Origin of the sequence: Kribbella pittospori, from assembly GCF_004331465.1 — a bacterium.
GTDB classification, from domain to species: Bacteria; Actinomycetota; Actinomycetes; order Propionibacteriales; family Kribbellaceae; genus Kribbella; species Kribbella pittospori.
The window spans coordinates 64,506-85,230 of sequence record NZ_SJKB01000006.1; the positions used below are offsets into that span (position 1 = coordinate 64,506).

Genomic DNA, 20,725 nt, shown 5'->3' on the forward strand with positions numbered 1-20,725 from the left:
CCGCGACAGACCGCCCACAGCTGCAGAACGGGTCTTCCATGCCACGGTTCACCGAGTTAGAGACGTACGACGTCCGCTTCCCCACGTCGCTGGACCTGGACGGCTCCGACGCGATGAACACCGACCCGGACTACTCGGCGGCGTACCTGATCCTGCGGACCGATGCCGGCGACGGGCTCGAGGGGCACGGGTTCGCCTTCACCATCGGCCGTGGCAACGACGTCCAGACCGCGGCGATCGAGGCGCTCCGCGACCACGTGATCGGGCTCGATCTGGACGCGACGCTGGCCGACCTCGGTGGGTTCTGGAAGTCGCTCGTGCACGACTCGCAGCTGCGCTGGCTCGGCCCGGAGAAGGGCGTCATACACATGGCCATCGGCGCCGTCGTGAACGCGGTCTGGGACCTGGCCGCCAAGCGGGCCGGCGTACCGCTGTGGAAGCTGTTGTCCGACCTGACGCCGGAGCAGATCGTCGATCTGGTCGACTTCCGCTACCTCACTGACGCGCTGACCCGGGACGAGGCGCTGGAGATCCTGCGCGCCGCCGAGTCCGGTCGCGCGGGCCGCGAGGCGACATTGCGCGAGCGCGGCTTTCCGGCGTACACGACGACGCCGGGCTGGCTCGGGTACGACGATGCCAAGCTGGTCCGGCTGTGCCACGAGGCGATCGCCGAGGGCTTCACCCAGATCAAGCTCAAGGTCGGCGCGAACCTGGACGACGACATCCGCCGGATGCGGCTGGCCCGCGAGGCCGTCGGCCCGGACATCCGGATCGCCATCGACGCCAACCAGCGCTGGGACGTCGCCGACGCGATCCGCTGGGTCGAGGCGCTCGCGCCGTACGACGTCTGGTGGGTGGAGGAGCCGACCAGCCCGGACGACATACTCGGGCACGCCACCATCGCTCGCGCCATCGCTCCGATCCAGGTCGCGACGGGTGAGCACGTGCAGAACCGGGTCGTGTTCAAGCAGTTGCTCCAGGCCGAGGCACTGTCGATCCTGCAGCTCGACTCGGCTCGGGTCGCCGGCGTGAACGAGAACATCGCGATCCTGCTGCTGGCGGCGAAGTTCGGCGTACCGGTGTGCCCGCACGCAGGTGGGGTCGGGCTGTGTGAGCTGGTCCAGCACCTGTCGATGTTCGACTACGTCGCGGTCAGCGGCTCGATGGAGAATCGGGTGATCGAATACGTCGACCACCTGCACGAGCACTTCCTGGATCCGGTGGTGATCCGCGACGGGCACTACGTGGCACCGGTGCGGCCCGGGTTCGGCGCCGAGATGGATGCCGAGACGCTCTGCGACTTCCGGTATCCGAGTGGCAAGATCTGGACCGACCTCACAAAGGAGAACAAGTGACGGACTTCGCCGGCCTCCGTGCAGTTGTCACCGGTGGCGCGTCGGGCATCGGCCTCGCGGCCGCCCAACTGCTGGCCGCCCGGGGCGCCCGGGTGGTCGTCTTCGACCTCAAGCCCGATGTCGCCGAGCCGCTGACCGGGATCGCCGCTGACGTGACCGACGACAGTTCGGTCCGCGACGCCGTTGCCGCGGCCGCGCTGCAGCTCGGCGGGATCGACATCGTGGTGAACAACGCCGGCATCGGCGCCCAGGGCACGGTCGCGGCCAACGACGATGACGAGTGGCACCGCGTCCTCGACGTGAACGTGGTCGGGATCGCCCGAGTGACCCGGGCCGCACTGCCGTACCTGCGCAAGTCCGAGTCGGCCGCGATCGTGAACACCTGCTCGATCGCCGCCACCGCGGGCCTGCCGAACCGGGCCCTGTACTCCGCGAGCAAGGGCGCCGTACTGGCCCTGACGATGGCGATGGCGGCCGACCATGTCCGCGAGGGGATCCGGGTGAACTGCGTGAACCCGGGCACTGCGGACACCCCATGGGTCGGCCGGCTGCTCGACGTCGCGGACGACCCGGCGGCTGAGCGGGCGGCGCTGGAGGCGCGTCAGCCGATGGGCCGGTTGGTCTCGGCCGACGAGGTCGCGCACGCGATCGCCTACCTGGCCAGTCCGCTGTCGGGTTCGACCACGGGTACGGCGGTCGCCGTCGACGGCGGCATGCAGAACCTGCGGCTCCCGGCGGTGAAGTCGTGAGGCTCTTCCCGGAAGACCAGCGGATCGGGCTCGGCGGTGCACCGCTGGGGAACCTGCTCGGCGAGGTGCACGACGGCGATGCGGTCGCGACCGTGAACGCCGCCTGGGACGAGGGGTGGCGGTACTTCGACACCGCTCCGCACTACGGACTCGGACTGGCCGAGGAACGGCTCGGGGTCGGTCTCCAGGGCAAGCCGCGGGACGAGTTCGTGCTGTCGAGCAAGGTCGGCCGGATCATCTACGAGGCTGAGGACGCGGCGACCGACGACGAAGGGTTCGAGGTCAGCTCGAAGCGGCGGCGGCGCTGGGACTTCTCCCGCGACGGCGTGCTGCAGAGCATCGAGGACTCGCTGCGCCGGATCGGCACCGACCGGCTGGACGTCGTGTTCGTGCACGACCCGGACGACCACTACGAGGAAGCCGTCGCGACCGCCTTCCCGACGCTGATCGAGCTGCGCGACCAGGGCGTGATCGGCGCGATCGGTTCCGGCATGAACCAGACCGCGATGCTGACCCGGTTCGTCCAGGAGATCGACATCGACGCGATCATGCTGGCCGGGCGCTACTCGCTGATCGACCCCGATGGCCTGGACGACGTACTGCCGGCCTGTCTCGAGCACGACGTACAGGTAGTTGCTGTGGGCATCTTCAACTCCGGCCTACTGTCGCAGCCGCGGCCCGCGCCCGGCGCCACCTTCAACTACGAACCGGCTGCCGCATCCCTGGTGGACAAGGCGAATCGGCTGGCCGACGTCTGCGAGGCCCACAACACCACGCTCCCCGCTGCGGCCCTCGCCTTCCCGCTCTTCCACTCAGCGGTGGCAGGCATCGCAGTTGGCTGCCGCACGCCCGAGGAGGTCCACACCAACGCGACGTTGGCCCGGACCGAGGTCCCCAAGGCCCTCTGGTTCGACCTCAAGTCCGAAGGCCTCCTCCGCGAGGATGCACCCACGCCGTAGAGCTCAGACGGACTTCCACACGACCTGCAAGCTGTCCCGCCGGCCGATCTGCTCGATGCGTTCTCCGACGTGTGCGCTGACCTCATCCAGCCGTGCCGGGTCGGCCTCTACCCGAAGCACCAGCCCGTCCTGCTCGGCCCGGATCCGCCAGGTCGCCTCACCCAGGTCGATGACCAACTCCCCCGGCTCGCTGGACACGAGCTTCATCCCACCCGGCTGATGGGCGAAGTGACTGCTCAACTGCTCGACATACCGGTCCGGGCGCGTCGTACCGACGTACGCCTCGACTGCTGCCATCACTGACACTCTCCTGTGGTTAGTTCGCCGCCAACCGCTCTGGTGAGAGGTTGAGGCGGCGGAGTAGTTGGGCGTTGAGGGCCACGACGATGGTGGAGATGGACATCAGGATGGCGCCGACGGCCGGGGAGACGAGGATGCCCGCGAAGGCCAGGACGCCGGCGGCCAATGGGACCGTGATGACGTTGTAGCCCGTGGCCCAGATGAGGTTCTGCCACATCTTGCTGTAGCTGGCCTTCGAGAGAGTGATCACGGAGAGAACGGCTCTGGGGTCATCGGCAGCAAGGACCACACCGGCGGATTCGATAGCGACGTCGGTGCCTGCGCCGATCGCGATCCCTACCTCGGCGCGGGCCAGTGCAGGTGCGTCGTTCACGCCGTCGCCGACCATCGCGACCTTCAGCCCACGAGCCTGTAGTTCGGCCACCTTGGCGTCCTTGTCCTGTGGAAGGACCTCGGCGAAGACTTCGTCGATCCCGAGTTCCTTGGCGACCGCGTCAGCCACCTGATGCGCGTCACCGGTGATCATCGCGACCTTCACGCCACGCCGATGCAGTGCATCCACGGCCTGGCGGGATTCTTCGCGAACCTCGTCCTCCAACGCGATCGCCCCGAGCACCTGCCCGTCACGAACCACGTGCAGCACCGCGGCCCCACGCCCCTTCCAGGCCTCAACGTTCGCCTCCAGCTCAGCCGGCTCAGGTACGCCGTACTCTCGCAGGAACGCCGGTCCGCCGACAGCAACCTCGGTGCCGTCGACAACAGCCTGTACGCCGCGCCCCGTCAGCGACCGGAACTCCGAAGCAGTCAACCGAGCCGCCCTTCGCGCGCCGACAGCGGCCCGGACCTCATGTGCCCGGACGATCGCCTTCGCCAACGGATGCTCGCTGTCCGCCTCGACCGCGGCCGCCAACTCCAGCAGCTCCGCGTCGGACACCGATCCGACCGCGGCCACCCCGGTCACGGCCGGCTCGCCCTTGGTCAGCGTGCCCGTCTTGTCGAACAGCACCACGTCGATCGTCCGCATCCGCTCCAGCGCCAGCCGGTCCTTCACCAGTACGCCGGCCTTCGCGGCGCGCTCGGTGGAGATCGCGATCACCAGCGGGATCGCCAGCCCGAGGGCGTGCGGGCAGGCGATCACCAGCACCGTCACGGTCCGCGTCACGGCCTCGTCGAGTTCACCGAGCAACGTCCAGACCACGAACGTGATCAGCCCGGCGATCGACGCGAAGTAGAAGAGGAACGCTGCCGCCCGGTCGGCCAGCGCCTGTGCGCGGGACGACGAGGCTTGCGCCTCCGCCACCAGCCGCTGGATGCCGGCCAGCGCCGTGTCGTCCCCGACGGCGGTGATCTCAACCCGCAAAGCGTTGTCGGTGGCAACGGTTCCCGCGACCACGGAATCACCGACCGCCCGGGCAACCGGCCGTGATTCGCCGGTGATCATCGACTCGTCGACCTCGGCCTGCCCATCGACCACAGTGCCGTCAGCGGGCACACGTCCACCCGACCGCACCAGAACGACGTCACCCTCGCGCAGGTCGTGCAGCATCACCTCGACCACACCGTCGTCGGTCACCTTCTCGGCCGAGTCGGGTAGCAACGCGGCCAGCGCGTCGAGCGCACCGGACGCGGCGCCGAGCGCCCGCATCTCCAGCCAGTGACCGAGCAGCATGATCACGATCAGCAGCGCGAGCTCCCACCAGAAGTCCAGGTCGAACCCGCCGATCTCCAAGGTGGTCACCCAGGACGCGACGAACGCGACCGTGATCGCCATCGAGATCAGCAGCATCATCCCGGGCCGGCGGGACTTCAGTTCGCTCCAGCCGCCGGTCAGGAACGGCTGGCCGCCGTACACGAAGATCACGGTGCCGAGGACCGGCGCGATCAGTCCGGAGCCGGCGAAGTCCGGGCGGGTGTAGCCGAGCAGATCGGCGAACATCTCGCTGAAGAACACCACCGGCACCGCCAGCGCCAGGCTGATCCAGAACCGGTCCTTGAACTGCGCCGCATGATCCCCGTGCCCGGCATGACCTGACTGCCCGCCGTGATCCGCATGCTCAGCGTGATCCGCGTGCGCGCCGTGCTCGTGGTGGTCCATACCCCGAAGGTACCCCCTAGGGGTATGGACCAGCTAGAGGGGGTCGATGTCGGTCAGGGTCTCCGGCGTCAGCTCGAGCCAGCGGGTGATGCCGATCTCGCGCAGGAACGGCACGTCGTGGCTCGCGATGATGACCGCACCGCTGTACGACGAGAGCGCGTCCTTGAGCTGGGCGACGCTGGCCAGATCGAGGTTGTTGGTCGGCTCGTCGAGCATCAGCAACTGCGGCGGCGGGTCGGCCAGCAGCAGCGCGGCCAGCGTCGCCCGGAAGCGTTCACCACCGGACAAGGTGCTCACCAACTGATCGGCAGCCCGGCCACGGAACAGGAAGCGAGCCAGCCGCGACCGGCGTTCCTGGTTCTCCGTGCCCGTCGCCAGCAACGCCAGGTTGTCCACGATCGACAGGTCGTCGCGGAGCAGGTCGAGCCGCTGCGGCAGGTACCGGAACGGGACGACCGGCAACGAATCGCTCGTGATCGACTGCAGCAGCGTCGTCTTGCCCGCACCGTTCGGCCCGGTCAGCGCGATCCGCTCCGGCCCGCGGATCTCCAGATCCACGGTCGCCCCGGTGCGGAGCTTGTGCTCCTCCAGCCGGAGCACGACCCGCCCGGCCGGTACGGCGGTCTTCGGCAGGTCGACGCGGATCGACTCGTCGTCGTGGACCTTCGCCTCCGCGTCGGCCACCGCCTCCTGCGCCGACTCGAGCCGCTCGGACTGCATCCCGAGATGCTTGCCCGCCGACACCTGGGCCGACCGCTTGAGCCCGCCGGCGATGATCTTCGGGATCCCGCCCTGCTCGAATGCCCGCTGGCCCCGCGCCCGGCGCTGGTCCATCTTCATCCGCGCCTCGACCAGATCGCGCTTCTGCTTGCGGGCGTCGGCCTCGGCCGCCCGGAGCGTCCGCTCGGCCGCCTCCTGCTCGACCTCGACCGCCTCCTCGTACGCCGTCAGGTTGCCGCCGTACCAGGTGATGGCGCCCTTGCGCAGGTCACCGATCTGGTCGACCCGGTCGAGCAGTTCGCGGTCGTGGCTGACGATCAGCAACGCACCACGGAACTGGTCGACGGCGTCGTACAGGTGCCGGCGAGCCCGCAGGTCGAGGTTGTTGGTCGGCTCGTCGAGCAGCAGTACGTCGGGACGGCGCAGCAACTCGGCGGCCAGGCCGAGCAGGATCGTCTCGCCGCCGGACAGCTCACCGACGCTGCGGTCGAGGTCGATCGCGCCCAGGCCGAGCTTGCCCAGCAGCGCCTCGGCGCGTTCGTCGACGTCCCACTCGTCGCCGACGATCGCGAAGTTCTGCTCCGAGGCGTCACCGGACTCGATCGCGGTGACGGCGCGGCGGATCGCGTCGATGCCGAGCGCCTGGTCGACCCGCAGACCGGTGTCGAGGGTCAGGTCCTGAGGCAGGTACCCGAGCTCGCCGGCCACCCGGATCGTGCCACGCTGCGGCGTCAGCCGGCCCGCGATCAGCCGCAGCAGCGTCGACTTGCCGGCGCCGTTGCGGCCGACCAGACCGGACCGCACCGGTCCGGCGACGAAGTTGAGCCCGTCGAACAGGACGTCGCCGTCCGGCCAGGCGAAGAAGAGGTCCGTACAGGTCAGGGAATTACTCATGTGCGTGTACTCCGAAACGAGGTCTTGGACGAGACCGCGCACCAGAACGGGCGGCGGTCACCGGCTGCAGAAAGACCTCGGAGTTACAACGCGACCCCTGACGTCGGGAATGGGACGCCCACCAGAGTAGCGGGCCGTGCTTCACCGCTTCAACCATTTTCCCGGCGCTTGCGCCAGGCAACGATCACCAGGTCGACCAGGGCGACGACCGCCAGCACCACGCAGGTGATCACGTAGCCGGCCGGTACGTCGTACGCCGCGAACAAGATCGCGGACGTGACGAACAGCGCCACGCCGAAGCAGGACAGCACCAGGCGCAGCGTCAGCGCACTCCGGGGTGGCGGCGGCTCGAACGCCATACCACCGGACTACCTCAGGGCGCCTTGCGGAGCCAGGTCTCGACGCCGGCGATGTGGGCGGTCATCCAGGCACGGGCGGCCTCGGCGTCGCCGGCCTCGATCGCGTCCAGGATCGCAGCGTGCTCGGACAGCGTCCGCTCGACCGCGCCGGCCTGGGTGACACCGCGCCAGATCCGGGCCCGCTGGGTGGCACCGGAGATGCCGTCGAGCAGCGAGCAGACCACCATGTTCCCGGTCGCCTCGGCGATGCCGCGGTGGAACTGCAGGTCGTTGGCGACCAGCTCCTCCACCTCGGCATCGGGCGTGAGGTCGCTACACAGCAGCCGCAGGTCGGTCACCTGTTCCCGGCTGATCCGGGTCGCGGCGAGCGCGGCGACTCCTGGCTCGAGCAGCCGCCGGACCTCGAAGAACTGCAGCACGGAGTCGTCGCGGTGCAGGTCGACCATGAAGTTCAGCGCGTCGAGCAGATGCGCCGAGTCCAGGCTGGTGACGTAGGTGCCGTCGCCGTGCCGGACGTCGAGGACATTGACCAGCGTCAACGCCTTCACCGCTTCGCGCAGCGAGTTCCGCGACAGGCCGAGCCGTGCCGCGAGGTCCGCCTCCTTCGGCAGCCGATCCCCCGGCCCCAGTTCCCCCGAGGTGATCATCCCTTTGATCTTGACGATCGCCTCATCCGTCAACGCCATCTGGTCAGTATGCCGCTCGCACCACTCAACGACGTACCGAGACAGCGTCCACTTCGAAGGTCATTTCCGGCAGGGCGAGTGGTCGACGATGTACGTCCGCAACTGGAAGCATCCGGCCATGAGCACCACACCGGGATATTCGGGGAAGACACTGGCGGCGAAGCTGGGGATCAAGGCCGAGCATGCGGTGTTGGTGGACGGGGCGCCGGAGGGGTTCGTGGTCGAGGGGTTGCCCGAAGGCGTGGCGGTGGCGCGGCGGTTGGGGCGGGGGCCGTACGACGTGGTGCTCGCGTTCTGTCCGGATCGGGGGCGACTCGTCAAGCGGTTCCCGGTGTTGCTGCAGCGGACAGCGACCGCGGGGATGATCTGGATTGCGTGGCCGAAGCGCTCGTCCGGCGTACCGACGGACCTGGACGAGAACGGGATTCGCGAGCTGGCGCTGCCGCTCGGCGTCGTCGACGTGAAGGTGTGTGCGGTCGACGCAACCTGGTCCGGTCTCAAGCTGGTTCGGCGGCTGGGTAATCGGTGAAGACCAGTCGGGGGGAAGTGGACTGATCCGGAGGGTGACGTTGGCCACATTTCTGCACAGTCGTGATCATCACCCGGGGCGAGTGCGCAACTGCATACAGTGGCCAGTTAGGCTGGAACGGTACACCGTGGGTCACCGTCAGAGTCGCCGGAAACCCTCCACTGCAAGGCGTCCCGGACCCCCTCGGACCGGACGGCAGAGCATCGGCCGATCACCGTCGCGCCGATGAGCTGAAACACCTGTCAGCACAGTGTTTCAGGCCTCGAGCGATCCAGTCGCCAAAGCCCGACCACCCGACACACTGGTCCGGTGGTCCCAGGCTGTGGAAGAGGGTCGCGTGCTATTAGCCTTGCCCTGGGGAACCACCCATAACATCAGCATTAACCACCGCGGTACCGGACCCGATCGGAAGAGGCGAACTGCCAAGTGGCCACCGAGCCATCAGACACAAATCCCCTAGCAGCCTTCGGTGCGAACGAATGGCTGGTCGACGAGCTGTACGAGAAGTACCTGCAGGACCCGAATTCGGTGGATCCGGCGTGGCTCGCCTATTTCAAGAGTGACAGCTTCAAGGCATCCCAGCCTGGTGACGCGAAGCCGGTGACGAGCACCCCGGCCGACGCTCCCCGGCCCGACGCCGTGTCGGACAACAAGACTCCCGAGGCACCGAGCCGCGGCACTGTGCCGTCCGCGCCGGCCTCGAGCGCTCCTGCCGCGGCCGCAGCCGCCACGCAGACCCCGGCCACGCAGACCGTACCGCAGAGCCAGCCCGCAGCGAAGCAAGCGCCGGCCCCGACGGCCGCCGCCCCGACCGGAGGCACGGTGAACCAGCCGCCCAGCGCGCAGCCCAAGCCCAAGGCCACTCCCGCCACCACCGCGGACGCCGAGCGCCAGATCATGCGCGGCGCGCCCGCGCGGACGGCGCAGAACATGGAGACCAGCCTCCAGGTGCCGACGGCGACCAGCGTCCGGCAGGTCCCGGTCAAGCTGCTGATCGACAACCGCATCGTCATCAACAACCACCTCAAGCGCGCCCGCGGCGGCAAGGTCTCCTTCACCCACCTGATCGGCTGGGCGCTGGTGAAGGCGCTGAAGACGCTGCCGGAGATGAACGCGTCGTACGACGAGACCGACGGCAAGCCGACCCACGTCCAGCCGCAGCACATCAACCTCGGCCTGGCCATCGACATGCAGAAGCCGGACGGCACCCGGCAGCTGCTGGTGCCGTCGATCAAGGCCGCCGAGACGATGACGTTCGCCGAGTTCTGGATGGCCTACGAGGACGTCGTCCGCCGGGCCCGGGACAACAAGCTCGCGCTGCCCGACTTCCAGGGCACCACGATCAGCCTGACCAACCCGGGCACGATCGGCACCCAGCACTCGGTGCCGCGGCTGATGGCCGGCCAGGGCTGCATCGTCGGCGTCGGCGCGATGGAGTACCCGCCGGAGTACCAGGGTGCGGCCGACGAGACGATGGCCAAGCTCGCGGTCAGCAAGGTGATGACGCTGACCTCGACGTACGACCACCGGATCATCCAGGGCGCCCAGTCGGGTGAGTTCCTGCGCCGGCTGCACCAGTTGCTGCTCGGCCAGGAGGGCTTCTTCGACGAGATCTTCCAGTCGCTGCGGATCCCGTACGAGCCGATCCGCTGGGCCGCCGACCTCCCGCACAGCCACGAGGAGGACGTCTCCAAGCAGGCGCGCATCCTCGAGATGATCCACGCCTACCGGGTCCGCGGTCACATCATGGCCGACACCGACCCGCTGGAGTACAAGCAGCGCAGCCACCCGGACCTGGACGTGGCCACCCACGGCCTGACCCTTTGGGACCTGGACCGCGAGTTCGCCACCGGCTCGTTCGGGGCGGCCAGCGAGCGCAAGTTCATGAAGCTGCGCGAGATCCTCGGCATCCTGCGCGACTCGTACTGCCGGACCACCGGTATCGAGTACATGCACATCCAGGACCCCGAGCAGCGCAAGTGGATCCAGGAGCGGGTCGAGCGGCCGCACACCAAGGTGCCGCGCGAGGAGCAGTTGCGGATCCTGGCCAAGCTGAACGAGGCCGAGGCGTTCGAGACCTTCCTGCAGACCAAGTACGTCGGCCAGAAGCGGTTCTCGCTGGAGGGTGGCGAGACCACCATCCCGCTGCTCGACGAGCTCTGCGAGGAGGCGGCCGGCGCCGGCCTGGACGAGGTCGTCATCGGGATGGCGCACCGCGGCCGGCTGAACGTGCTGGCCAACATCGTCGGCAAGTCGTACGGCCAGATCTTCCGCGAGTTCGACGGCAACATCGACCCGCGGACCGTGCAGGGCTCCGGTGACGTCAAGTACCACCTGGGCGCCGAGGGCGAGTTCGTCTCCGAGTTCGGCGACAAGATCAAGGTGTCGGTGGCGGCGAACCCGTCCCACCTGGAGACGGTCGACCCGGTGCTCGAGGGCATCGTCCGGGCCAAGCAGGACATCCTGGACCGCGGCGTCGCCTTCCCGGTGCTGCCGGTGCTGGTCCACGGTGACGCGGCCTTCGCCGGCCAGGGCGTGGTGGCGGAGACGCTGAACCTGTCCCAGCTGCGCGGCTACCGCACCGGCGGCACGATCCACGTGATCGTGAACAACCAGGTCGGCTTCACCACCTCGCCGGCCTCGTCCCGCTCGTCGATGTACTCCACCGACGTGGCCCGGATGGTGCAGGCGCCGATCTTCCACGTCAACGGCGACGACCCCGAGGCCTGTGTCCGGGTCGCCGACCTGGCCTTCGAGTACCGCCAGGCGTTCAACAAGGACGTCGTCATCGACCTGGTCTGCTACCGCCGCCGCGGTCACAACGAGGGCGACGACCCGAGCTTCACCCAGCCGCTGATGTACGACTTGATCGAGCAGAAGCGGTCGGTCCGCAAGCTCTACACCGAGGCCCTGATCGGCCGTGGCGACATCACGGTCGAAGAGGCCGAGCAGGCGATGCGCGACTTCCAGCAGCGGCTCGAGCGGGTGTTCGCCGAGGTCCGCGAGGCGAAGAGCCAGCCGGACACTCCGGCGCCGTACGTGACGGTGCCGGTCTATCCGGACAAGCCGGAGGGCCCGGACGCGACCGCGACCACGCCCGAGGTGCTGAAGAAGATCGCCGACGCGCACACCACGCTGCCGGAGGGCTTCACCGTGCACCCGAAGGTGCTGCCCCAGCTGCAGCGCCGGGCGACCGCGATCACCCAGGGTCCGATCGACTGGGCCAGCGCGGAGATCACCGCGTTCGGTTCGCTGCTGCTGGCCGGGCGGCCGGTGCGGCTCGCCGGCCAGGACAGCCGCCGCGGCACGTTCGTCCAGCGGTTCGCCGCGATCATCGACCGGGTCAACGGCCAGGACTATGTCCCGCTGCAGAACCTGGACGAGGGCCAGGCGAACTTCCACGTCTACGACTCGCTGCTGAGCGAGTACGCCGCGCTCGGCTTCGAGTACGGGTACTCCGTGGCCCGGCCGGACGCGCTGACCCTGTGGGAGGCGCAGTTCGGTGACTTCGTGAACGGCGCCCAGTCGATCATCGACGAGTACATCTCCGCCGGTGAGGCGAAGTGGGGCCAGAAGTCGGGTGTCGTGCTGCTGCTGCCGCACGGGTACGAGGGCCAGGGTCCGGACCACTCGTCGGCCCGGGTCGAGCGCTTCCTCCAGCTGTGCGCGGAGAACGCGATGACGGTGGCCCAGCCGTCGACGCCGGCGTCGTACTTCCACCTCCTGCGCCGGCACACGCTCGGCGAGGAGCACAACCCGATGATCGTCTTCACGCCGAAGCAGTTGCTGCGGCGCAAGGAGGCGGTGTCGCAGCCGGAGGAGCTGACCCACGGCACCTTCCGGCCGATCATCGGCGACGCCGAGGCGGAGGCCACCGCGGGTACGGTCGACCGGATCGTGCTCGCGTCCGGGCGGATCGTCTACGACCTGCTGGCCGAGCGGAAGAAGGCGGAGCCGGACAAGATCAGCACCGCGGTCATCCGCGTCGAGCAGCTCTACCCGCTGCCGAGTGACGAGATCGTCGCGGAGCTGGCGAAGTACCCGAACGCGACCGAGATCCGCTGGGTCCAGGACGAGCCCGCGAACCAGGGCCCGTGGCCGTTCATGGCGCTGAACCTGACCGAGCACCTGGGCGGCAAGCCGTTCTACCGGGTGTCCCGGCCGGCCATGTCGGCGACCTCGGTGGGCTCGATGGGCGCGCATCAGGCCGAGCAGTCCACGCTGCTGAAGCAGGCCTTCAGCTGACGTGTACTTCACCGACCGAGGGATCGAGGAGCTCGAGGGCCGGCGTGGCGAGGAAGACGTCACGCTGGCCTGGGTGGCCGAGCGGCTGCGCGAGTTCGTCGACCTGAACCCCGAGTTCGAGACCCCGATCGAGCGGTTCGCCACCTGGCTGGCCCGCCTCGACGACGAGGACGACTAGTCTGAGCGAATGCCCTTCGCCGAGCAGCCGGTACGCCGGGTGGCCGCGGCGGAGGGCGTTCGTCCGTCCGGACCCTGGCCGCACACCATCCCCGCCGTACGGCAACTGCTGACCGACGGTCTTGACCTGGATCCCGGTGTCACCTTCCTCGTCGGCGAGAACGGCACCGGCAAGTCCACGCTGGTCGAGGCGATCGCGGTCGCCTACGGCCTGTCGCCCGAAGGCGGCTCCACCGGAGCCCGGCTGACCACGCGGGCGACGGAGTCGCCGCTGGCGGACGAGCTCCTGCTGACCCGGGGCATCGGCGGCAAGCGGGCCGGCTTCTTCCTCCGCGCCGAGACCATGCACGGGTTCTACAGCTACCTGGAGGACAACCCGCGCGCCTCGGGCCCGCCGGACGCGGCCTTCCACGAGATGAGCCACGGCGAGAGCTTCCTGACCCTGATCAACGACCGCTTCACCCGGCGCGGGTTCTACTGCCTGGACGAGCCGGAGTCGGCCCTCTCGTTCTCCAGCAGCCTGGCCGTGGTCGGCGTACTCAACCGGCTGGCCGAGTCGGGCTCGCAGGTGCTCTGTGCGACCCACTCCCCCGTGATCGCCGCTTTGCCAGGGGCAACAATCCTGGAGACCGGCGACTGGGGTATCCGGAAGACGGTCTGGGATGACCTCGAGCTCGTGCAGAACTGGCGCGCCTACCTGCGCCACCCCGAGCAGTACCTGCGACTCATCCTCTAGTGTCCTGAGTCCGACTCAGGACACCTAGTCCGCGTGGGGCGGCCGAGTCCTGCGCGGTGGGTCGGGAGCCAGCGTGCCGTCCGGAGCGATGTGCTCGAAGATCTGGTCGACCAGGTTCAGGACGTGCGGGTCGTCGACGGTGTAGATGTGCCGGCGGCCTTCGCGGCGGGCGGTGATGATGCCGGCCAGCCGGAGCTTGCCGAGGTGCTGGCTGGCGGTGGCGATACTCACGCCGACCCGGTCTGCCAGCGTGCCGACGTCGTACTCGCCCTGGGCCGCCAGTGAGACCAGATGCAGCCGCACCGGGGCGGACAGCATCGCGAAGGTGCCGGCGGCGGATTCCAGCTGGGCCTTCGTGGGTTCTGGGAACGGTGTCGTCATCGCGCAGTCATTGTGACCGCTGGAACGGTCCGAGGGCAGTCCGGCGTGCCGTGGTGATGACGGTCTCACACTTTCGCAATTGCGAAAGTATCAAAACGGTGGCAGGCTGGAACCATGTTCCGAGCCCTCCGCCCTGTGCTGATGCTGCTCGTGGTGGCGATCCCCGCGGTCGCCCTCCGGCTCACCGGCACACACCCCTCGGCCCTGCCGTCGATCTTCGTCTTCGGCCTCGCCGTGGTCGCCGCGTCGTTCGTGCTGGCCTGGGCGGCCGAGGCTGCGGAGGTGGACATCTCGGGCGGTCTGGCGATCGCCCTGCTGGCGGTCATCGCAGTGCTCCCGGAGTACGCCGTGGACCTGTACTTCGCGCACACCGCGGGCAGCAACCCGGACTACGTGCAGTTCGCCGCCGCCAACATGACAGGCTCGAACCGGCTGCTCCTCGGCCTCGGCTGGTCCAGTGTCGTCCTGCTCAGCCTGTACGTAGCCTCGCGGCGCAGCGGCCAGTCGATCAAGGCTCTGGTGCTCGAGTCCGGGTACCGCCGCGAGCTGGGCTTCCTGGCGATCGCCGGTGTCGTCGCCTTCGTCATCCCGGTGACCGGCGAGATCCACCTGGTGCTGGGCATCCTGCTGCTCGCGTTCTTCGCCTACTACCTGTACCGCGCCGCGATGTCGGAGCACGACGACGAGCCGGACCTGATCGGGCCGGCGGCAACGATCGGCGGGCTGCCGACGGTGCAGCGGCGGATCGCGGTGATCGGCATGTTCCTGGTCTCGGCCGGGGTGATCCTGGCCGCCGCGGAGCCGTTCGCGGACTCGCTGGTCGAGGGCGGCCACGCGCTCGGGATCGACCAGTTCCTGCTGGTCCAGTGGCTGGCTCCGCTGGCCTCGGAGGCACCGGAGTTCATCGTCGCGCTGCTGTTCGCCTGGCGCGGCAAGGGCGCGGCCGCACTGGGCCTGTTGATCTCGGCCAAGGTGAACCAGTGGACGCTGCTGATCGGCAGCCTCCCGATCGCCTACGGCATCGGCGGTGGACCGATGGCGCTGCACCTGGACGGACGGCAGATCGAGGAGTTCCTGCTCACCGCGACGCAGACGCTGCTCGGGATCGCCGTCCTGCTCAGCCTCCGCTTCCCGCGCTGGGCGGCCTGGACGCTGCTCGGTCTGTTCGCGATCCAGTTCGCCGTACCGGGTCAGACCGGGCGGTATGTGATCAGCGGGGTCTACCTGGTGCTCGCGATCGTGGCGGCCGTGCGCAACCGGCAGTACGTCATTGCAACCTTGACCTCGCCGTTCCGGAAGACGGACAAGCCCGCCGACGCGGAGCGCGCCGACGAGCTCGTCGAGGTCTGACGCTCAGCTGGCCTGCTGCTCATCGGCCTCGACCAGAGCGCCGCGGCGGCGTTCCTGGGGGCCGGGCTTGCCGCGGCGGCGGCCGGAGAGGAACTTCTCGCCGGCCGCGGTGCCGGTGAACTTGGTCCGGCGGGCCCACTCGCGGCATTCGTCGATCACCGGGCACGAGTTCAGGCAGACGGCCTGGGCCCGGCGCTGCTCCCAGTGCGTGGCGGACTCGTCGTACGCCGGGGCCTGGCCGACACACGCGGCCCGGGTCATCCAGCGGTCGGCGGGGTCGGCGATCACCGTCAAGGTCGGCCTCATGGGCCCTCCTGGTCCCTCATCGATCGGGCGGATCGACCCGCGGGGGTTTCCCGCGGTAGGACCAGAGTGCGCCCGGCTCGTTGCCCCGCTGCGACGCTCGTGTTTCAGCCGTGCAACGCGACTCGGCACATCCGTGCCGTTGGCACCGTCAGGGCCGGACCATCCGGATCTCCATCAGGCCGAAGAACGGATCGTGCTTGCGGGTGCCATCCTCGACGAAGTTGTTGCGCTGGTAGAACGACCGGGCCCGCCGGTTGTCCTCGAACACCCACAGGCTGGCCGGATCCTTGCCGATGGCAAGCTCCAGCAGCCGGGCGCCGAGCCCGGTCCCCCACCACTTCTGACGGGTGTAGATCGCCTGCAGCTCGAGCGGGGTCGGGGCGTCGTCGTCCCGGCTGGGGCCTCCGGACGCGAAGCCGACCACCCGGTCCTCGACCGGGGCCGCGGGGTCCGGGTTCAGCGCGATCCACCGCTCCCATCCGTTCTTGGCGGCCGTCGTCCAGCGGTCGATCCGCCGGTCGATGTCGCTGGTCCGTTCGAGCAGCTGGTCGGCCGGGACCAGGTCGGCGTACGCCTCCCGCCAGCAGAGCAGGTGACACCAGGCCGCGGCCTCGGAGTCTTCGACGGTCGCCTGGCGGATGATCGGTTCGTTCACGTCAGACAGTGAAGACGATCTTGCCGAAGACGTCACCTTCATTGAGTTTGGCGAAGCCCTTGCGGGCGTCGGCCAGCGGCAGGATCGAGTCGATGTGCGGCGAGATGCCGGCATTCGCCATGAACTGGAGCAACTCGGCCAGCTCGGTCCGGGTCCCCATCGTCGAGCCCTGGACCCTGAGCTGCAGGAAGAAGATCCGGTTCAGCTCGGCCGACTTCGGTGCCTGGCCGCTGGTCGCGCCGGAGATGACCATCGTGCCGCCCTGCTTGAGCGACTTCAGCGAGTGCGACCAGGTCGCCTGCCCGACCGTCTCCATCACCGCGTCCACCCGCTCCGGCAGCCGCGCGCCGGACTCGAACGCGCCGTGCGCGCCGATCTCGAGCGCCTTCGTCCGCTTCCCCTCGTCCCGGCTGGTCGCCCAGACCCGGATCCCGGCCGCCCGCGCCAGCGTGATCAGTGCGGTCGCCACACCACCGCCGGCGCCCTGCACCAGCACGGTGTCGCCCGGCTTCAGGCCCGACTGGGTGAACAGCATCCGGTACGCCGTGAGCCACGCGGTCGGCAGGCACGCCGCCTGCTCGAAGCTCAGCCCGGCCGGCTTCGGTACGACGTTCCGAGCCGGTACGGCGACCTTCTCCGCCAGCGTGCCCTGGTAGCGCTCGCTCAGCAGCGACCGCTTCGGGTCGAGCGTCTCGTCGCCCTTCCACGCCGGGTCGGAGATGACCGCGTGCACGACCACCTCGTTGCCGTCCGGGTCGATCCCGGCCGCGTCGCAGCCGAGGATCATCGGGAGGTTCTGCTCGGCCAGCCCGACACCCTTGAGCGACCACAGGTCGTGGTGGTTGAGCGCGGTTGCCCGGACGTCGATCGTCACCCAGCCCTCGGGCACCGTCGGGTCGGGGCACTCCCCCACCTCCAGAGCGGCGATCGGGTCGTCGGCGTTGAACTTGGCGGCGTAGGCAGCAAGCATGCGTACCACCCTAGTGCCCTGCGGCGGCTGTCGTCTGAGCGATTGCGGTGTCCAGGTGCGTGCATCGGGGTGCTTGAGAGGCGTCCTCGATGCGGAGCATCGTGGATGTCGCTCAAGTGCCGCGAGGTGCGTGCCTGGGCGACGCAAGCGCCAGAGGACAGCCGCCGCAGGGCACTCGTCAGTGGTTCAGTCGGCGTCAGTTACCGAATTCACGACTGGGGCGGAGAGGACGCCGTCGAGCAGGCGGCGGGATTCCTCGAGGGCGGTGATCGAGGCGGTGATCCGGTCGCGCTCCTGGTGCAACTGGTCGATGAGCACCTCGCACCTCGGCTCCAGCTTCGCCGTGACACACGGCAGCACCTGCGAGATCGTCGCCGTCGACAGCCCGGCCGCGAGCAAGGTCCGGATCCTGGCCACCACGTCGACGTCGCTCTCGGCGTACTCCCGATACCCACTCGGCAGGCGCTGCGGCGTCAGCAGCCCCTGGTCCTCGTAGTACCGGAGCAACCGCTCGCTGACCCCGGTCCGCGCCACCATCTCGCCCATCCGCACCGCGTCGCCACCTCCACGACTCGACTCTCACATGCGTGTCGGAGTTTAACCTGCCCCCGGATCGGCAATAAGGGCCATGACCGTAATCCCCTGAGGAGAACCGATGCTACGCGCACTGATGGTCGCAGGCCTGACCGCTGTCTTGCTGACCGGACAGACCACGGCCGCCCCCGCTGCACCGACCGCACAGGTCACCGGCGCCTACCTGCAGATCACCGCCGACGGCGTTGCCACCGACCCGGGCTTCGAGGGCGCGTCGCATGCCCACGCGGCGCTGGCGGCGATGTACGACGTCACCGGCGACCCGCACCAGCGCCAGGCCGCCGACGAGCTACTCAACTACATCCTGGGGCGGAAGCCGGGCCAGATGAGCACGGACCTGGCCCTGCAGTTCCTGCGAAGCCCTTATCTCCAGAGCGATCCGCGATTGGGCGCCAACCTGGAGACCTTCATGACCGCGCTCCTGGACCTGTACGCCAGTCAGCCCGACAAGGTGCTGCGTACCGGCGACATCCGCACGCTGACAGGACGCGCTGAGCTGCTGGTCGACTACGCCGGGTACCTCGAGCACCGGCACGGCGATCTGGCACGGATCCAGTCCGCCGACGCCGCGGCCCGCGGGATGCTGGACCGCGTCGCGGCGCTGCAGTACACCAGCGAAGAGGCCGTCTCGTCGTTCCACAACGACCGGTACGTCGGTGCCTTCCCGCACTTCGTCGCCGGAGACGACGGCAACATGGGCACCTGGGACGTCGAGCACTGGGCGCCGTCGATGCTGTCACTGGACCAGTACGCCGCGGTCCGCGCACTCGCCACCGGCTACGGCCGGTTCCACACCGCGACGTACAACGACGCCGCCGCGTCCGGGACCCGGCATCTGCTCGGCACGACGCAGATCGACCCGGACCTGATCTACGCCGGCGCTCCCGCGGGCTTCCCGCTGGACGGCGCGAAGTACGTGATCGGTGAGGAGACCGGCGAGCAGCCGTACCTGATCACCTACGGCTGGTCCCCGAACGCGATCGCCCAGCTGGGTACGGCGCTGAAGGCGGTCCGGGACAACCGGGTCAAGGTGCCGGACTCGGCTGCCTGGCTGGCGTCGTACTGGCGTGGCACTCCCCCGCGCAGCGTGCTCGCGCCGGGACAGTTCTGGCACGGGCTGGACGCGAAGATCGAGTACACGCACCGGTTCATCGAGGCGACCCAGCTCGCGGTCCCCGCCGACTTCCCCTGGCTCGACCTGGACCGCACCACGTTCCCGGGCACAGGTGACGACGACATCCGCCGCGGCGGCTGGTACGACGGCTCCGGCCGCGGCACCATGTCCGCGGTCTACTCCCGCCTGGCCATGACCGGCTACGTCCAGTCCGGCGGCCACAACATCCCCATGCTCAACCAAGCCGCCCACTGGTGGGAGCGAATGATCGTCCGTAGCTGATAGCGGGTTATGTCACCGCTGGCGCGAAACTATCCCGCCAGCGGTGACACAAGCCGACAGCGACCGTTCAGGCGCGGGCGACTCCGTCGGTTTCGGCCGCGGCTGCCACTGCGCCGGCGACGGCTGGGGCGACTCGGGGGTCGAACGGGGACGGGATGATGTAGTCGGGGCGGAGGTCGTCGGCGGAGATGAGGCCGGCCAGGGCCTCCGCCGCGGCTAGCTTCATGCCCTCGGTGATGCGGGACGCGTTGGCGTCGAAGGCACCGCGGAAGATGCCGGGGAACGCGAGCACGTTGTTGATCTGGTTCGGGAAATCCGAGCGGCCGGTCGCGACCACGGCGGCGTGCCGGTGCGCGATGTCCGGGTGCACCTCGGGGTTCGGGTTCGCGAGCGCGAAGATCATCGACCCCGGCGCCATCCGGGCGATCGCTTCCTCAGGCACCGTCCCGCCGGACACACCGAGGAACACGTCGGCACCGTCGAGCGCGTCCACCAGGCGACCGGAAAGCCCACCGGTGTTGGTGTCCCGGGCCAGCGACAACTTCACCGGGTTCAGGTCGGCGCGGTCCTCGTGCAGCACACCCTTGCTGTCGACCACCGCCAGGTCGCCAACCCCTGCCTGCAAAAGGATTCGCGCACACGCGACCCCGGCCGCACCCGCACCGGAGATGACCACGCGGATGTCGCTGATCGACTTGTCCGTGACCCGGAGCGCGTTCCGCAGTGCAGCCAGTACGACGACCGCCGTACCGTGCTGGTCGTCGTGGAAGACCGGGATGTCCAGGCGCTCCTTCAGCCGGCGCTCGATCTCGAAGCACCGCGGCGCTGAGATGTCCTCCAGGTTGATGCCGCCGAACGTCGGAGCCAGCCGGACCACTGTCTCGACGAACTCGTCCACGTCGGTGCAGTCGAGCGCGATCGGCACCGAGTCGACGCCGCCGAACTCCTTGAACAGCAGGGCTTTGCCCTCCATCACCGGCAGCGAGGCGGCCGGCCCGATGTCACCGAGTCCGAGTACGGCGGTGCCGTCGGTGACGACCGCGACCACGTTGGACTTCCAGGTGTAGCGCCGTACCAGCGCGGGGTTCTCGGCGATCGCGGTGCAGACGCGAGCGACGCCCGGGGTGTAGGCCTTGGACAGGTCCGCGGCGTCGCGGACGGGCACGGACGAGGTGACCTCGATCTTGCCACCGCGATGCAGTTCGAAGACGGCATCACCGGCGTACGGGTCGGAAACCTCTGGTGAGCATGGCTGGGCGACCATCAGAG

At 69.0% G+C, this 20,725-nt stretch carries 20 protein-coding genes; 9 read left to right on the plus strand and 11 right to left on the minus strand.

From position 1 onward, the window contains the following. The first annotated feature begins 38 nt into the window (after nt 1–38). The 3 genes from E0H73_RS19760 to E0H73_RS19770 are packed head-to-tail and all read left to right on the plus strand — an operon-like array spanning nt 39 to nt 3,063. Nucleotides 39–1,355: an L-fuconate dehydratase gene (locus E0H73_RS19760; RefSeq protein WP_131358384.1), complete on the plus strand. Its 1,317-nt coding sequence runs from the start codon at nt 39–41 to the stop codon at nt 1,353–1,355. Then, nucleotides 1,352–2,104, plus strand: coding sequence for an SDR family NAD(P)-dependent oxidoreductase (locus E0H73_RS19765; protein WP_131358387.1), 753 nt, complete (start codon nt 1,352–1,354; stop codon nt 2,102–2,104). The genes E0H73_RS19760 and E0H73_RS19765 overlap by 4 nt, the downstream gene beginning before the upstream one ends. Beyond that, a complete protein-coding gene (locus E0H73_RS19770) occupies nt 2,101–3,063 on the plus strand; it encodes an aldo/keto reductase (RefSeq protein ID WP_131358390.1) in 963 nt (320 codons plus the stop codon). Before E0H73_RS19765 ends, E0H73_RS19770 begins: the two co-directional genes overlap by 4 nt. Before the next feature lie 3 nt (nt 3,064–3,066). On the opposite strand, the gene E0H73_RS19775 is transcribed toward E0H73_RS19770, so the two are convergent. The 5 genes from E0H73_RS19775 to E0H73_RS19795 form a co-directional block, all read right to left on the minus strand. Continuing rightward, nucleotides 3,067–3,360, minus strand: a complete 294-nt coding sequence (locus tag E0H73_RS19775) for a DUF2218 domain-containing protein (RefSeq protein ID WP_131358393.1) — start codon at nt 3,358–3,360, stop codon at nt 3,067–3,069. A gap of 19 nt (nt 3,361–3,379) precedes the next feature. Further along, complete coding sequence (locus E0H73_RS19780) at nt 3,380–5,458, minus strand: heavy metal translocating P-type ATPase (RefSeq protein ID WP_131358396.1); 2,079 nt, start codon at nt 5,456–5,458, stop codon at nt 3,380–3,382. Between the two features lie 33 nt (nt 5,459–5,491). Further along, nucleotides 5,492–7,072 (minus strand): ABC-F family ATP-binding cassette domain-containing protein, encoded by a 1,581-nt coding sequence (locus E0H73_RS19785; protein ID WP_131358398.1) that lies wholly within the window; start codon nt 7,070–7,072, stop codon nt 5,492–5,494. Nucleotides 7,073–7,221: 149 nt separating this feature from the next. Beyond that, nucleotides 7,222–7,431 carry a DUF6343 family protein gene (locus tag E0H73_RS19790; RefSeq protein WP_131358401.1) on the minus strand — a complete coding sequence of 70 codons (210 nt, stop codon included), beginning with the start codon at nt 7,429–7,431 and terminating at the stop codon, nt 7,222–7,224. Between the two features lie 14 nt (nt 7,432–7,445). Then, entirely contained in the window at nt 7,446–8,117 is a 672-nt protein-coding gene (locus E0H73_RS19795) for a FadR/GntR family transcriptional regulator (protein ID WP_131358404.1), read from the minus strand. A 118-nt stretch (nt 8,118–8,235) separates the two neighbouring features. On the opposite strand from E0H73_RS19795, the gene E0H73_RS19800 reads away from it, so the two are divergent. The 4 genes from E0H73_RS19800 (at nt 8,236) to E0H73_RS19810 (ending at nt 13,804) form a co-directional block, all read left to right on the plus strand. Beyond that, nucleotides 8,236–8,646 (plus strand): DUF3052 family protein, encoded by a 411-nt coding sequence (locus E0H73_RS19800; RefSeq protein WP_131358406.1) that lies wholly within the window; start codon nt 8,236–8,238, stop codon nt 8,644–8,646. Nucleotides 8,647–9,072: 426 nt separating this feature from the next. Beyond that, complete coding sequence (locus E0H73_RS19805; RefSeq protein WP_131358409.1) at nt 9,073–12,891, plus strand: multifunctional oxoglutarate decarboxylase/oxoglutarate dehydrogenase thiamine pyrophosphate-binding subunit/dihydrolipoyllysine-residue succinyltransferase subunit; 3,819 nt, start codon at nt 9,073–9,075, stop codon at nt 12,889–12,891. Between the two features lies 1 nt (nt 12,892). Then, on the plus strand, nt 12,893–13,069 hold the full coding sequence (locus tag E0H73_RS45895; RefSeq protein WP_165554028.1) for a DUF6104 family protein: 177 nt from the start codon (nt 12,893–12,895) through the stop codon (nt 13,067–13,069). A 9-nt stretch (nt 13,070–13,078) separates the two neighbouring features. Beyond that, complete coding sequence (locus E0H73_RS19810; RefSeq protein WP_131358412.1) at nt 13,079–13,804, plus strand: AAA family ATPase; 726 nt, start codon at nt 13,079–13,081, stop codon at nt 13,802–13,804. Nucleotides 13,805–13,828: 24 nt separating this feature from the next. Here the strand turns inward: E0H73_RS19810 and E0H73_RS19815 are convergent, their stop codons facing one another. Next, complete coding sequence (locus tag E0H73_RS19815) at nt 13,829–14,185, minus strand: ArsR/SmtB family transcription factor (protein ID WP_131358415.1); 357 nt, start codon at nt 14,183–14,185, stop codon at nt 13,829–13,831. 114 nt (nt 14,186–14,299) lie between these two features. On the opposite strand from E0H73_RS19815, the gene E0H73_RS19820 reads away from it, so the two are divergent. After that, the gene (locus E0H73_RS19820) at nt 14,300–15,535 is read left to right on the plus strand and encodes a sodium:proton exchanger (protein ID WP_131358418.1); all 1,236 of its coding nucleotides are present in this window, start codon (nt 14,300–14,302) and stop codon (nt 15,533–15,535) included. 3 nt (nt 15,536–15,538) lie between these two features. Here the strand turns inward: E0H73_RS19820 and E0H73_RS19825 are convergent, their stop codons facing one another. From E0H73_RS19825 to E0H73_RS19840, 4 genes are all read right to left on the minus strand, one after another. Further along, on the minus strand, nt 15,539–15,841 hold the full coding sequence (locus E0H73_RS19825; RefSeq protein WP_131358421.1) for a WhiB family transcriptional regulator: 303 nt from the start codon (nt 15,839–15,841) through the stop codon (nt 15,539–15,541). 148 nt (nt 15,842–15,989) lie between these two features. Next, on the minus strand, nt 15,990–16,496 hold the full coding sequence (locus E0H73_RS19830; protein ID WP_238164107.1) for a GNAT family N-acetyltransferase: 507 nt from the start codon (nt 16,494–16,496) through the stop codon (nt 15,990–15,992). A 1-nt stretch (nt 16,497) separates the two neighbouring features. Further along, nucleotides 16,498–17,466, minus strand: coding sequence for a zinc-binding dehydrogenase (locus E0H73_RS19835; protein WP_131358427.1), 969 nt, complete (start codon nt 17,464–17,466; stop codon nt 16,498–16,500). Between the two features lie 186 nt (nt 17,467–17,652). After that, a complete protein-coding gene (locus E0H73_RS19840) occupies nt 17,653–18,012 on the minus strand; it encodes a MerR family transcriptional regulator (RefSeq protein WP_238164108.1) in 360 nt (119 codons plus the stop codon). 109 nt (nt 18,013–18,121) lie between these two features. On the opposite strand from E0H73_RS19840, the gene E0H73_RS19845 reads away from it, so the two are divergent. Then, nucleotides 18,122–19,456 carry a hypothetical protein gene (locus E0H73_RS19845; RefSeq protein ID WP_131358433.1) on the plus strand — a complete coding sequence of 445 codons (1,335 nt, stop codon included), beginning with the start codon at nt 18,122–18,124 and terminating at the stop codon, nt 19,454–19,456. 67 nt (nt 19,457–19,523) lie between these two features. On the opposite strand, the gene E0H73_RS19850 is transcribed toward E0H73_RS19845, so the two are convergent. Then, nucleotides 19,524–20,720: an NAD(P)-dependent malic enzyme gene (locus tag E0H73_RS19850; protein ID WP_131358435.1), complete on the minus strand. Its 1,197-nt coding sequence runs from the start codon at nt 20,718–20,720 to the stop codon at nt 19,524–19,526. Nucleotides 20,721–20,725 lie beyond the last annotated feature (5 nt).

Excerpts from the sequence above, each read along its gene's own strand:
- E0H73_RS19760 (WP_131358384.1), top strand. The coding sequence starts at position 39 with ATGCCACGGTTCACCGAGTTAGAGACGTACGACGTCCGCTTCCCCACG.
- E0H73_RS19775 (WP_131358393.1), bottom strand. The coding sequence starts at position 3,360 with ATGGCAGCAGTCGAGGCGTACGTCGGTACGACGCGCCCGGACCGGTAT.
- E0H73_RS19780 (WP_131358396.1), bottom strand. The coding sequence starts at position 5,458 with ATGGACCACCACGAGCACGGCGCGCACGCGGATCACGCTGAGCATGCG.
- E0H73_RS19785 (WP_131358398.1), bottom strand. The coding sequence starts at position 7,072 with ATGAGTAATTCCCTGACCTGTACGGACCTCTTCTTCGCCTGGCCGGAC.
- E0H73_RS19790 (WP_131358401.1), bottom strand. The coding sequence starts at position 7,431 with ATGGCGTTCGAGCCGCCGCCACCCCGGAGTGCGCTGACGCTGCGCCTG.
- E0H73_RS19795 (WP_131358404.1), bottom strand. The coding sequence starts at position 8,117 with ATGGCGTTGACGGATGAGGCGATCGTCAAGATCAAAGGGATGATCACC.
- E0H73_RS19800 (WP_131358406.1), top strand. The coding sequence starts at position 8,236 with ATGAGCACCACACCGGGATATTCGGGGAAGACACTGGCGGCGAAGCTG.
- E0H73_RS19810 (WP_131358412.1), top strand. The coding sequence starts at position 13,079 with ATGCCCTTCGCCGAGCAGCCGGTACGCCGGGTGGCCGCGGCGGAGGGC.
- E0H73_RS19815 (WP_131358415.1), bottom strand. The coding sequence starts at position 14,185 with ATGACGACACCGTTCCCAGAACCCACGAAGGCCCAGCTGGAATCCGCC.
- E0H73_RS19820 (WP_131358418.1), top strand. The coding sequence starts at position 14,300 with ATGTTCCGAGCCCTCCGCCCTGTGCTGATGCTGCTCGTGGTGGCGATC.
- E0H73_RS19825 (WP_131358421.1), bottom strand. The coding sequence starts at position 15,841 with ATGAGGCCGACCTTGACGGTGATCGCCGACCCCGCCGACCGCTGGATG.
- E0H73_RS19835 (WP_131358427.1), bottom strand. The coding sequence starts at position 17,466 with ATGCTTGCTGCCTACGCCGCCAAGTTCAACGCCGACGACCCGATCGCC.
- E0H73_RS19840 (WP_238164108.1), bottom strand. The coding sequence starts at position 18,012 with ATGGGCGAGATGGTGGCGCGGACCGGGGTCAGCGAGCGGTTGCTCCGG.
- E0H73_RS19845 (WP_131358433.1), top strand. The coding sequence starts at position 18,122 with ATGCTACGCGCACTGATGGTCGCAGGCCTGACCGCTGTCTTGCTGACC.
- E0H73_RS19850 (WP_131358435.1), bottom strand. The coding sequence starts at position 20,720 with ATGGTCGCCCAGCCATGCTCACCAGAGGTTTCCGACCCGTACGCCGGT.